Raw genomic sequence first — 12,197 nt, forward strand, 5'->3', positions numbered from 1 at the left:
ATAGACTCGCCCGCATGGTGACCTCCGACCAGTCCACCGCGCGCCGTGGCGTGCGTCTGCCCGCACCGCCCGATCCCCTCGTCGCCGGGCTCATCGTCGTGTTGCTCATGGTCGACGCGCTCATCACTCTCGCGCTCGAGGTGCTGTTCCTGCCGCTGTACATCGGGTCGGTGCCCTTGCCGATCGCGGCGCTGGTGGCCGGGGTGGTGAATGTCGGTCTGGTGTACGGGATGGCGAGCGTCACCGATCGGCTCGGTTTCATCTTCGCGCCGATCGTGTTGTGGCTCTTCGGTTTCCTGCTGTGCGCCTCGCGCGGTCCGGGCGGTGACGTGATGCTCGGCAACGACGGTCGCACCCTGCTGCTGCTCGCCTGCGGGGTGCTCGCGCCCATGGGTTACCTGTATTTCCGGGCGAATTCGCCCCGCGCCCGCCCAGCGGGCTGATCACCCTCGACGGGTCTCGATCCCGTCGAGGATGAGGTCCAGTTCGCGGGTGAACTTGTCGAAGACGGCCGGGTCGGGCTTGTCCCGCAACCGCGCGAGCTGGTCGGTGTAGCGCTGGTGCAGGCGGGGGAAGGGACGGGCGGCGGCCTCGCTGGCGGCGAGCACCTGGGTGGCCCACTGTTCGCTGGACAGGCCGCTCTGCGCGATCGTCATCAGCATGGCGGCCTCGCCGCCGCAGGAGCCGACGACGAACTGGAAGACGGCGTTGCCTGCGATGTCGACCACGTCGTCGGGCAGGCCCGCGGCATCGAGGATCGCGATCATCGAGTCGGTGAGCCGCATCATGTTGGGGCCGAGGTACATCAGCGCGGCGGTGCTGAGCACCACGGTGATCCACGGGTGCGCGAGCAGGGTCTTGCGCACTCCGGCGGCTTGTTCGTGCATCACCTCGCGCCAGCGGTCGCCGTCGGGGGCGGGGACGGGAACCTCGCCGATCACCTGGTCGACGACCAGTTCCAGTAGCTCGTCCTTGTTGGCGACGTGGGTGTAGAGCGAGGTGGCACCCGCACCGAGCCGGGCGCCGAGTTTGCGCATGCTCAGAGCGTCGAAACCCTCCTCGTCGAGCAGGCGGATCGCCTCCGCCACGATCTGGTCGCGGCTCAGCGCGGGTTGGTCGCGGCGTTCGCGGGGCGGCCTGGTCCACACCGACGGGATCCCGGTCGGGCTCGCTGCCATCGCTGCCTCCTCTGCTGTGTCGGGTCTCGTCCAGCATAGCCGGTTCATGAACAGTGTTCGGTGGCCGTACAACGTTCCCCTTGCGCACGCCGTTCTCTTGACCGTACAGTGTTCGCCATGACCGCACAGTGTGCGGATAGCTTCGGAAAGGGGAGCAAAGATGTCAACGCTCACGAAGGTGCGTGATCCGCGCCGGTGGCTGATCCTGATCGTGCTGTGCCTGAGCAGCCTGGTTCTGGTCGTGGACAACATGGTGCTCACGGTCGCGATCCCACAGATCGCCACCGACCTCGGCGCGAGCGCCCAGCAGATCCAATGGATCATCGACGCCTACCTGCTGGTCTTCGCGGGCCTGCTGCTCACCTCCGGCAGCCTCTCCGACCGGTTCGGCCGCAAGCTGGTGATGATCATCGGGCTGGTGATCTTCGGCGCGGCCTCGCTGTTCGCGGCCTACGCGGCCAGTCCGGAACTGCTGATCGCCGGGCGCGCGCTGATGGGCATCGGCGGGGTGCTCATCATGCCGAGCACGCTGTCGATCCTGATCACCGTCTTCGACGACGACGAACGACCCAAGGCGATCGGCGCCTGGAGTGCCGTGGCGACCCTGGGCCTGGTCGGCGGCCCCGTGGTGGGTGGTGTGCTGCTCGAACACTTCTGGTGGGGTTCGGTTTTCGTCATGAACGCGCCGATCGTGGTGGTCGCTCTCGTCGCCGCGCTCGTGCTCATGCCCGAATCGAAGGGTCCGTGGCGCACGCCCGACTTCCCCGGCATGCTCACCTCCATCGTCGGCATGACCGCGCTGGTCTGGACGATCATCTCGGTGCCGCACGCGGGGTGGACCGATTCCGGGGTGCTCGCCGGCTTCGCCGTGACGGTCGTTGCCCTCGCCGCATTCGTCGTCCGTGAGATGCGCGCCGAGTCCCCGATGGTTCCGCTGCACTTGTTCCGCGACCGCACCTTCACCGGGTCGAGCTTCTCGCTGGTGCTGGTGACCTTCGCCAACGGCGGACTGGTGCTCGTGCTCACCCAGTACCTGCAGTTCGTGCTCGGCTACACCCCGATGCGCACCGCGCTCGCCTTCACGCCGATGGCGGTGACGCTGCTGCTCGCCAACGGGATCGGTGCGGTGCTGGTCGGCAAGCTGGGTGCGCGGATCGTCACCATCGCCGGGCTCGTGGTGGTCGCCGCCGGTTTCGCTGTCCTCGCCACCCTCGACGCGGGCGCGAGCTTCACCCTGCCCGCCGTGGCGATGGCGCTGCTCGGCGCCGGTGGTGGTCTGGCCATGCCCGCCGCGATCGGCGCGCTGATGAGTGCGGTTCCCGAGGACCACGCCGGAGTTGGTTCAGCGCTCAACGACACCATCCAGCAGGCGGGCGCCGCGCTCGGCGTCGCGGTGCTCGGCGCCGTCCTGGCGGGCACCTTCGCGGGTGCCATGCCGGACTCCGCGCCGGACGCGGCGAGGGAGTCCATCGCGGGTGCGCTCGGCACCGGTGACGCCGGGCTGATCGGCCTGGCTCGCGACGCCTTCTGCACCGCCATGCAGGTCACGTTCGGTGTGGGTGCGCTCGCCTCGGTCGCTGCCGCGGTACTCGCGGTGGTGCTGATGCGGGACATGAAAAAGCCTGAGGCCGAGACAGATTCGGCACCGGAGGCGGTGGGCGTCTGACGCCACGGCGCGGCGCGCCGCGAGGATACCGCCGACGTGGCGAGCCCTGATGAGCCAAGGATCCGGCGGCCGGAAGTCCTCCGACTTCCGGCCGCTGCCGGTGTTTCGAGTGTTCAGTGGTGCGTTTGCAGCGAAGCGCTCAGGTTCTCGGCCGCTGCGGTGTCACTGGATTCGGCGGTGCCCTTGCAGACCGGGGGTGACTGCGTCGATCAGGGCGACCGCGTCGGCGTAGGGGATGTCGACCACCGAATACGCCTTCTTGCCCGCGGCCGTCGCGGCGACCACCGTGGCCAGGCCGGCGCGGCGCTGCCAGAAGGTCTGGCGAATGGTCCAGCCGATGATGCCGGGGGCTTCGAGGCAGTCGCGATTGCGGTCGAGGCTGCCGCGGCGGGTAATGAGCCAGGTGGGGCCGGTGTCGGCGGGCAAGACGCGGTGGCCGAGGCTGCGGTATCTGTCCTCGGCGAGCGCCGCCATCAGCGCGGCGAACACCCCGGGAACAGTCCAGACCCACACGGGCAGTGGGTCTTTGGCGACTGCGAGCACGATCATGGCGAGCAGCAAGATGCCGACCGGCCAGGCCGCCCGCACATACCGACGCCGATGCGCCGCGCGACCGTGCGAGATCAAGTCGACAGTTCCCAGCATGGTGCCGGAAATGCCTTGCGACACAGCAAGGTCGGGCTTGGTGAGCTGTGGTCGTCGATGAGTGCGCAGGAGTTCGTCGAGGGTGCGTTCGACGGCCGCGCGCGGCGCCTGGGGGAGCACCTTCTGACGCGGATTCTCCCCGGTCATGATCATTTCCAGCTGGGCGGCTCGGGCCACACGCAGCAGGAGCGGATCGTTGAGCGTGGCGCCACGGAAGCGGGCCAGGTCGAGGGTGATCTGGCGGGTGGTGAACAACCCGTGTCGCAGGTGCAGCGTCGAACCGTTGTCGAGCACACGCAGTCCGTACCACGTGGCCAGGTACTGCCCGCAGGCGGCGAGGCTCACCAGCAGCAGCGTGAGCACGACCATCGCGGCGATCACGAGGGCGACCACGGCGACGCTGTCGCGCCCGATCTCCTGTGCCGGAGCGGATTTCACGATCCACTCGAGCACCCCGTACTGCGCCGCCAACCCGGCGATCGGCGCGACGATGGCCAGCCCCGTCAGCGACAACGGCGCGTACCGAACCCACCCGGGTCGCCAATGCCCGATCTCGACACCGGATTCGTGGACGGGTGCGGCGTCGTCGGCCGGCCGTTCTTCGGATCGACCGGTGTGGGAGAGCAATTCGGTACGCAAGGTGGGAATCCGGCTCGTGTCGAGCGCGTCGAGCTTGAATTCCTCGTCCTTGGCGGTATCGGTCCCGGTGCCGATGGTCAGCACCGCCAGACCCAGAACCCGGTGCAGCAGATCGGCTTCCACGTCCACCGAGCGGATCCGTGGCCGCGGCACCGACAGCGTCCGGCGGCCGACGACACCGGTACGCAACTGCACGTGATCGGCGTCGATGCGGTAGGTCGTGGTGAACCACCGCAGCACACCGAACGCGGCGACGAGCAGCACCGGGATCAGGCTCCACAGCGGATTGCCGCTGGTGGTACCGACGATCACCGAACCGAGCAGGACCGGAATGTATTTCACGATCTCGGTGACCGGATACACCAGCAGCATGCGTGGATCGAGTCGCTGCCATGGTGTCTCGCTCATGTGGCGTCTCCGCGATGCTGGGCGGCGATAGCGGTCAACCGAAGCACCGTCTGCTCGGCGACGGGCAGGTCGAGCGCGCTGATCTTCACCGCCCCGGCCGACGACGCCGTGGTGACCGTGACCGTGGCCAGCCCGAGTATCCGCTCGAGCGGGCCGCGCTCGGTGTCCACCGTCTGCACGCGCGAGATCGGCGCCACCCGGGACTCCTGATCCAGCCACCCCACCCGCGTGTACACGGCCTCGTCGGTGACCTCCCACCGGTGCACCGCGAACCGCCACAGCGGAACCACGACGACCCCGAGCACCGCGAGCGCGACCAGCGCCAGCCCGGCGACCAGCTGCCAGCCGCGCCGGTCGTCGACGAACATCCACACCGCGAGTGCCACCGCGAGCACGACGATGCCGACGGCGTTCTCCAGCGCCCACAGCAGTTTCGCCTTGGAGCTGGGCCGCCAGGCCGGGTCGGCGAGGATGGTTGAACGCGGCAACGACATGCTGACATCGTGGCACGAGGGTGCGACGCGTTCGCCCGGCTCGGGAATATGTGCCCACGCGGCCGAGGTTGTGGCCGAGGAAGACGACCCTCGCGCGCCCGCAACGGGCGGCGTGACCAGCCCACCACACGTTCGGGAGAGAAGTAGCGCATGATCGACGGGGTGAGCGACCTTCCACTGCCGAGCGTTCCGCCGAACCCGCCGAGTGCCTCGGCCATGCGCCGGGCGTTGCGACGGGCCCGCGACGGCGTCACGTTGAACGTCGACGAGGCCACCGTCCTGCTACACGCCACCGGCGACGACCTGGCCGACCTGTGTGCCAGCGCCGCCCGGGTCCGCGACGCCGGGCTCGAGTCCGCGGGCAGACCACGCACCATCACCTACTCGCGCAATGTGTTCATCCCGCTCACCCGCCTGTGTCGCGACAAGTGTCACTACTGCACCTTCGTGACTGTGCCGGGCAAGTTGCGGGCCGAGGGCGAGGGGATGTTCCTCGAACCCGACGAGGTGCTCGAGATCGCCAGGCAAGGTGCGGCGCTTGGCTGCAAGGAAGCCCTGTTCACCCTGGGCGACCGCCCGGAGGACCGCTGGCCCGAGGCCGCGCAGTGGCTCGACGAACGCGGCTACGACTCCACCCTCGACTACCTGCGCGCGGTGTCGATCCTCGTGCTAGAGGAGACCGGGCTGCTGCCGCACCTGAACCCCGGCGTGATGAGCTGGAACGAGATCGCGCGGCTCAAGCCGGTCGCCCAGTCGATGGGCATGATGCTCGAGACCACCGCCACCCGGCTGTTCACCGAGAAGGGCGCCTGCCATTTCGGCAGCCCCGACAAGGACCCGGCGGTGCGGCTGCGCGCCATCACCGACGCGGGCAGGCTCTCGGTGCCCTACACCACCGGCATCCTGGTCGGCATCGGTGAGACGCTCGCCGAACGCGCCGACTCGATCATGGCGATCCGTAAGCTGCACCGCGAGTTCGGGCACATCCAGGAAGTGATCGTGCAGAACTTCCGGGCCAAGTCCGACACCGCCATGCGCGACGCGCCCGATGCCGATGTGGCCGAGTTCCTCGCCACGGTCGCGGTGACCAGGCTGCTGCTCGGCCCGGATGTCCCGGTGCAGGCGCCGCCGAACCTGGTGTCGCACAGCGACTGCCGCGCACTGATCGACGCGGGTATCGACGACTGGGGCGGCGTGTCTCCGTTGACGGTCGACCACGTGAACCCCGAACGTCCGTGGCCCAATCTCGACACGCTGCGCGAGATCACCGAGGCGGCCGGCTTCACCCTCGCCGAACGCACCTCTGCGCATCCGAAGTATGTGCGCGCGGGCCACCCGTGGATCGATCCGCGCATCGGCGCGCACGTCGCGGCGCTCACCGATCCGGCCACCGGGCTGGCCAGGTCCGAGGCGATGCCCGTCGGGCTCGCCTGGCAGGAACCCGACGAGTCGTGGGACTCGGCGGGTCGGGTGGACCTCAACACCGCCATCGACTCCGAGGGACGCATCACCGACAGCCGCAGCGACTCCGGCCTCGGCCAGGAGATGGTCGGTGCGTTCGGCGACTGGGAGACCATTCGCGAACACGCCCGCGACCTGGCCGTCACCGCACCCGAACGGCTCGATTCCGAGGTACTCGACGCACTGCGCGCCGCCGAGAACGACCCGGCGGGCCTGACCGACGACCAGTACCTCGCACTCGCCACCGCCGACGGCGTGGCACTGGATGCCGTTGCGGCCCTTGCCGATCAGTTGCGGCGCGCGGTGTCCGGTGACGAGGTCACCTACGTGGTGAACCGCAATATCAACTTCACCAATATCTGCTATACCGGCTGCCGGTTCTGCGCGTTCGCCCAGCGCAAGGGCGACGCCGACGCCTTCACCCTGAGCACCGACGAGGTGGCCGACCGGGCCTGGGAAGCCCACGTCGACGGCGCCACCGAGATCTGTATGCAGGGCGGCATCGACCCCGAACTGCCCGTCACCGGGTACGCCGACCTGGTGCGCGCCATTAGGGCCCGCGTCCCGTCGATGCACGTGCACGCCTTCAGCCCGATGGAGATCGTCAACGGCGCCTCCCGTGGTGGGCAGAGCATCCGCGACTGGCTCGCGGCGCTGAAAGAGGCCGGTCTCGGCTCGATTCCCGGCACCGCCGCCGAGATCCTCGACGACGAGGTGCGCTGGGTGCTCACCAAGGGCAAACTGCCCACCTCCGCCTGGATCGAGGTGATCACCACCGCCCACGAACTGGGCATCCCGTCGAGTTCGACCATGATGTACGGGCACGTCGACAACCCGAAGCACTGGGTCGGTCACCTGCGGGTGCTGCGCGAAATCCAGGACCGCACCGGCGGTTTCACCGAGTTCGTGCCGCTGCCGTTCGTCCACCAGAGCGCCCCGCTGTACCTGGCGGGCGCCGCGCGTCCCGGCCCGACCAACCGCGACAACCGCGCCGTCCACGCCCTCGCGCGCATCATGCTGCACGGCCGCATCCACAACATCCAGACCAGCTGGGTGAAGCTGGGCACGGTCGGCACCCAGATGATGCTCACCGGCGGCGCCAACGACCTCGGCGGAACGCTGATGGAGGAAACCATCTCCCGCATGGCGGGCTCCCAGCACGGCTCGGCCAAGACCGTCGCCGAACTCACCGAGATCGCCGCGGGCATCGACCGCCCGGTCCGCGAACGAACCACCACCTACGGAGCCGTCGAGCGCACACCTCGCGCCCTACCGCTGACAGTGAGCTGACCCTGGTCAAGGGAGCGCGGCAGGAGTAAGGTCGGCGCTGATGACGACATTGGCGCCAATGACTGCATCCAGGGAGGGTGGCGATGGCGAGACTGACGGTTCGCGATCTGCCGGATGACGTCCGGGAGGCCTTACGGGTCCGTGCGGCGCAGCACGGACGCAGTACCGAGGCCGAAGTGCGGCAGATTCTCATCGACGTGGTATTCCCCGGCACAGCGGTACAGATCGGCTCGCTGCTCGCCGACATCGGCCGCGAAGCGACGTTGACCGACGACGAGGTCGACCAACTCGCCGCGCGTGACCGGACTCCCGCCACCCCGCTGGAACTCGGATGATCATCCTCGACACGAACGTGGTGTCCGAGCCGCTGCGCGCCGCGCCCGATCCGCGGGTCGTCAAATGGCTCGATATCCAGCAGCTGCACACCCTCTATCTCTCGGCGGTAACCGTCGCCGAACTGCGCTTCGGCATCGCGGCCATGCCTGCGGGCCGCCGTCGCGAATTGCTGGCGGAACGGGTGGAGTCGAAGGTGTTGCCGCTGTTCACCGGTCGTGTGCTGCCCTTCGACCTGGCCGCATCGGCGGCGTACGCCGAGCTCATGGCGGCGGCTCGCACACGCGGATGCGCGATCGCGGCGGCCGACGGCTATGTCGCGGCAATCGCCGCCTCGGCGGGAATGTCTGTCGCCACCCGGGACGGCTCTCCGTTCGTCGCGGCCGGAGTGCCGGTGGTGGACCCATGGGCCTGAGCGGGTTCGATGAACTAGTTAGGGCAGGCTGACCTGGGGGTAGCGTGTAGTTCGGGATAGGGTTTGGGGGGCGGAGTTGGCCCCCGCAGCTGTGGACAGACTAGGAGAACGGCAGTGCCGTACATCATCGCTGAACCGTGCGTTGACGTGAAGGACAAGGCGTGCATCGAGGAATGCCCCGTGGACTGCATCTACGAGGGTGGCCGCATGCTCTACATCCAACCCGACGAGTGCGTTGACTGTGGTGCGTGTGAGCCGGTCTGCCCCGTGGAGGCGATCTTCTACGAGGACGACACCCCGGACCAGTGGAGCGGCTACATCAACGCCAATGTCGACTTCTTCGACGAACTCGGGTCGCCCGGCGGCGCGACCAAGGTGGGCAAGGTCGACTACGACCCGGCCTTCATCAAGGCGCTGCCTCCCATGGCTGAAGAATGAGCACAGGGGTGCCGACCCGTGGCCGGGTGAGCAGCCTGCTGCCCGACTTCCCATGGGACACCATTGCCGCGGTCAAACAGAAAGCCGCCGCGCATCCCGGCGGGCTGGTCGACCTGTCCGTGGGCACACCGGTCGACCCGGTGGACCCGCTCATCCAGGCCGCACTCGGCTCCGTCGCGGCCGTCCCCGGGTACCCGACCACGCACGGCACCCCTGAACTGCGCGCCGCGGCCGTCGCCGCGCTGGCGCGCCGGTTCGGGATCACCGGTGTCGACCCGGCGGCCGTGTTGCCGGTGATCGGCACCAAAGAGCTCATCGCCGGACTACCGCGCCTGCTCGGCATCGGCGCCGACGACCTCGTCGTCATCCCCGAGATCGCCTACCCGACTTACGAAGTGGGTGCCCTGCTGGCCGGTGCGAAGCCGTGGCGCGCCGACGGCCTCACCCAGATCGGCCCGCAGAACCCGGCGCTGATCTTCGTGAACTCCCCGTCCAACCCCACCGGCAAGGTGCTGCCCGTCGAGCACCTGCGCAAGGTGGTGGCCTTCGCCCGCGAACGCGGCGCGGTCGTCGCCTCTGACGAGTGCTACCTGGGCCTGGTCTGGGAGGGCGAGGCGGTCTCCATCCTCGACCCGCGGGTCTGCGACGGCGACCACACCGGCCTGCTGGCCATCCATTCCCTGTCGAAGACCTCGAACCTGGCCGGCTACCGCGCTGGTTTCGTCGCGGGCGACCCCGAACTGGTCGCCGAACTGCTCGAGGTGCGCAAACACTCCGGCATGATGCTGCCCTTCCCCATCCAGGCCGCCATGACCGCAGCCCTCGCCGACGACGCCCACGAGGCGACGCAGCGCGAGCGGTACCGCGCCCGCCGCGACACCCTGCGAAAAGCCTTGGAGCAGGCTGGTTTCCGCATCGACTTCTCCGAGGCGGGCCTCTACCTGTGGGCCACCCGTGGCGAAGCGTGCCGGGTCACCCTCGACTGGCTCGCCGACCGCGGCATCCTCGCCGCCCCCGGCGACTTCTACGGGCCCCGCTCCCCGGAGCACGTCCGAATCGCCCTCACCGCCACCGACGAACGCATCGCCGAAGCGGCCGCCCGGCTCTCCTGAGACGGCCGGGTCCGGTTGCCCCGCATCCTGTCTCGCGCGGAATCGGTTAGTGTCCGCACAGTCGACATCGGCGCGAACAGGATCGAAAGGCTCGCAACACATGCACGGGGTGGATTTGGTCGCGGGCACGGTGTTCGCCGGATATCGGATCGAGCGGGTACTCGGACGCGGTGGAATGGGCACCGTATACCTGGCCGCACACCCACGCCTGCCGCGGCGGGTCGCGCTGAAACTGCTGAATCGCGACCTGTATTCGGACCAGGAGGTGCGGGCCCGGTTCGAGCGCGAAGCCGACGTGTCGGCCCGCCTCGACCATCCCGGCATCGTGTCGGTGCTCGATCGCGGTGTCGAAGACGGGCAGATGTGGATTTCCATGCAGTACGTGGACGGCACCGATGCCTCGGTGTTCCGTGGTCGCCCGCTGGACCCCGCCCGCGCGGTCGACATCATCGCCCAGACCGCCGAGGCCCTCGACTACGCCCACGAGCGCGGTGTGCTGCACCGAGACGTGAAACCCGCCAATATCCTGCTCTCCGCGGGCCGAGGCCGGGATCGCGTGCTGCTCACCGATTTCGGGATCGCCCGCCTGCGCGGTGACGCCCGCCAGCTCACCCGCACCGGTGACTTCCTCGCCACCCTCGCCTACGCCTCACCCGAACAATTGTCCGGTGCGACTGTGGATCACCGATCCGACCAATACTCGCTCGGTTGTTCCCTGTACACCTTGCTCACCGGCGAAAGCCCTTTCCCCGCAGACAATCCCGGTGCAGTCGTCGCCGCGCATCTCACCAAGCCGGTGCCGCGCGCTTCGGACCGAGTAGCCGGTCTGGCGCCGGGACTCGACGCGGTGATCGGCCGCGCCATGGCGAAGGACGCGGCTGAGAGGTTCGGTAGCTGCGCCGAATTCGGTCAGGCTGCGGTCGCGGCATCGGCCGGTGTGGCTGCCACCCCGGCACTGACCGGCGCCCCGCAGCGCACCGGACCGGCGCTGTCGCCCGCGGAAACGCGACGCTACCCGGCCATGAGCGCTTCCTCGCCGTCGAGTGCTCCCACCGGAACTTCTACTACTCCAGAGGACCTACGAACGGCTGCCGCGCCCCATCCGGGTGCTCGCGCGGCGGGTCCGCGCGAGACCGAGGTGCCGCGCAAAGCTGTCTCGTCTCGATGGCGGGCGCTCGCGGTGGGTCTGCTCGTACTCGCGATGATCGCCGGTGTCGGCGTTGTCGGTGCGGGCGCGGTCTACTGGAAATTCATTCGGCCGCAGCGTGTTCCGCCTCCGCCGACCTGGGGCGAACACTCTTCGATCGCCGCGGCGTTCCCGAGCTTGATCGCGTCGAATCCGGCCGGTCGTGGCTGGCGCGATGCCGCCTGTTCGCCGACGTCCACGTTCGTGGTCGCTCCCGGCGACCCGGCGCCCGTTCGCCAGATCTCGTGCACCGACGCCGACGGCGTCATCACCTGGTTCACCGCCTACCCGTCCGCCGCCGACGTCGAGAACTATTTCTCCCGGCACACCGTCGTCCACGACGTCCGAACCCACCCAGCGCGAAATTCGGCCGTCGCCGTCGCCCGCCCGAGCGACCCGGGCGCCCCCTTCACCCTCGCGGTGCGGGAACGCGATCACAGCGCCACGGCCGACATTCTCGTCGAGGTCTCCTGGCCCGGCCACACCTTCGACGAGACCTACGCATCCTGGTTCGAACAAGCGCCGCTCTGACTCGGACGTGCGGTCGTACTGGTTGCGTGAGCGCACCGATCAGCCGGTCGGGTACTTCATGGGCGGCTCGTACAACAAGGACATCGACAGGTGCACCGGCGTTCTCGACTCCGAGGACTTCGGCGCGCGCGAATACCGCGCTCGGCGTGAACCACATCGACAAGACGTTGTTCGGTTCGAATCGGCGGAGTGCTATCAATTCGCGCGTACTGAACGAGGGCACCGACAATTACGGCCGCCTGCACGGGTACCGGGCCTCTACGTCATCGACGGTGTCCTGGTCCCCGGCAATACCAGCGTGAATCCGTTCGTCACCATCACCGCGCTCGCCGAACGCAATATCGAACGGATCATCGCCGACGACCTCTGACCGCGAGCTGCCCGGCACCGGGCAGCTCGCG

At 68.7% G+C, this 12,197-nt stretch carries 12 protein-coding genes; 9 read left to right on the plus strand and 3 right to left on the minus strand.

Annotation, left to right across the window (positions count from 1 at the left end; translation table 11 throughout):
• The first annotated feature begins 14 nt into the window (after positions 1–14).
• On the plus strand, positions 15–443 hold the full coding sequence (locus LDL21_RS03540) for a hypothetical protein (protein ID WP_181696556.1): 429 nt from the start codon (positions 15–17) through the stop codon (positions 441–443).
• On the opposite strand, the gene LDL21_RS03545 is transcribed toward LDL21_RS03540, so the two are convergent.
• Positions 444–1,178: a TetR/AcrR family transcriptional regulator C-terminal domain-containing protein gene (locus LDL21_RS03545; RefSeq protein ID WP_067637748.1), complete on the minus strand. Its 735-nt coding sequence runs from the start codon at positions 1,176–1,178 to the stop codon at positions 444–446. It lies immediately after the preceding gene.
• Positions 1,179–1,338: 160 nt separating this feature from the next.
• Between LDL21_RS03545 and LDL21_RS03550 the strand changes: the two genes are divergently transcribed.
• The gene (locus tag LDL21_RS03550; protein WP_225278769.1) at positions 1,339–2,844 is read left to right on the plus strand and encodes an MFS transporter; all 1,506 of its coding nucleotides are present in this window, start codon (positions 1,339–1,341) and stop codon (positions 2,842–2,844) included.
• Positions 2,845–3,006: 162 nt separating this feature from the next.
• Here the strand turns inward: LDL21_RS03550 and LDL21_RS03555 are convergent, their stop codons facing one another.
• Both LDL21_RS03555 and LDL21_RS03560 read right to left on the minus strand, forming a co-directional pair.
• The gene (locus LDL21_RS03555) at positions 3,007–4,536 is read right to left on the minus strand and encodes a PH domain-containing protein (protein WP_225278770.1); all 1,530 of its coding nucleotides are present in this window, start codon (positions 4,534–4,536) and stop codon (positions 3,007–3,009) included.
• Positions 4,533–5,030, minus strand: coding sequence for a PH domain-containing protein (locus LDL21_RS03560; RefSeq protein WP_181696553.1), 498 nt, complete (start codon positions 5,028–5,030; stop codon positions 4,533–4,535). The genes LDL21_RS03555 and LDL21_RS03560 overlap by 4 nt, the downstream gene beginning before the upstream one ends.
• Before the next feature lie 150 nt (positions 5,031–5,180).
• Between LDL21_RS03560 and LDL21_RS03565 the strand changes: the two genes are divergently transcribed.
• The 7 genes from LDL21_RS03565 (at position 5,181) to LDL21_RS30275 (ending at position 12,166) form a co-directional block, all read left to right on the plus strand.
• The gene (locus LDL21_RS03565) at positions 5,181–7,781 is read left to right on the plus strand and encodes a bifunctional FO biosynthesis protein CofGH (protein WP_225278771.1); all 2,601 of its coding nucleotides are present in this window, start codon (positions 5,181–5,183) and stop codon (positions 7,779–7,781) included.
• A gap of 83 nt (positions 7,782–7,864) precedes the next feature.
• Positions 7,865–8,116 (plus strand): FitA-like ribbon-helix-helix domain-containing protein, encoded by a 252-nt coding sequence (locus LDL21_RS03570; RefSeq protein WP_225278772.1) that lies wholly within the window; start codon positions 7,865–7,867, stop codon positions 8,114–8,116.
• Positions 8,113–8,529, plus strand: coding sequence for a type II toxin-antitoxin system VapC family toxin (locus tag LDL21_RS03575; protein ID WP_225278773.1), 417 nt, complete (start codon positions 8,113–8,115; stop codon positions 8,527–8,529). Before LDL21_RS03570 ends, LDL21_RS03575 begins: the two co-directional genes overlap by 4 nt.
• 114 nt (positions 8,530–8,643) lie before the next feature.
• Positions 8,644–8,967: a ferredoxin gene (gene fdxA, locus LDL21_RS03580; protein ID WP_022566345.1), complete on the plus strand. Its 324-nt coding sequence runs from the start codon at positions 8,644–8,646 to the stop codon at positions 8,965–8,967.
• Positions 8,964–10,079: a succinyldiaminopimelate transaminase gene (dapC, locus tag LDL21_RS03585; RefSeq protein WP_181696550.1), complete on the plus strand. Its 1,116-nt coding sequence runs from the start codon at positions 8,964–8,966 to the stop codon at positions 10,077–10,079. Before fdxA ends, dapC begins: the two co-directional genes overlap by 4 nt.
• Positions 10,080–10,179: 100 nt before the next feature.
• Positions 10,180–11,796 (plus strand): serine/threonine-protein kinase, encoded by a 1,617-nt coding sequence (locus LDL21_RS29945; protein ID WP_305082675.1) that lies wholly within the window; start codon positions 10,180–10,182, stop codon positions 11,794–11,796.
• A gap of 7 nt (positions 11,797–11,803) precedes the next feature.
• On the plus strand, positions 11,804–12,166 hold the full coding sequence (locus LDL21_RS30275) for a hypothetical protein (RefSeq protein ID WP_504803732.1): 363 nt from the start codon (positions 11,804–11,806) through the stop codon (positions 12,164–12,166).
• Positions 12,167–12,197 lie beyond the last annotated feature (31 nt).

Source organism: Nocardia rosealba (assembly GCF_020216065.1).
Classification (GTDB): domain Bacteria; phylum Actinomycetota; class Actinomycetes; order Mycobacteriales; family Mycobacteriaceae; genus Nocardia; species Nocardia rosealba.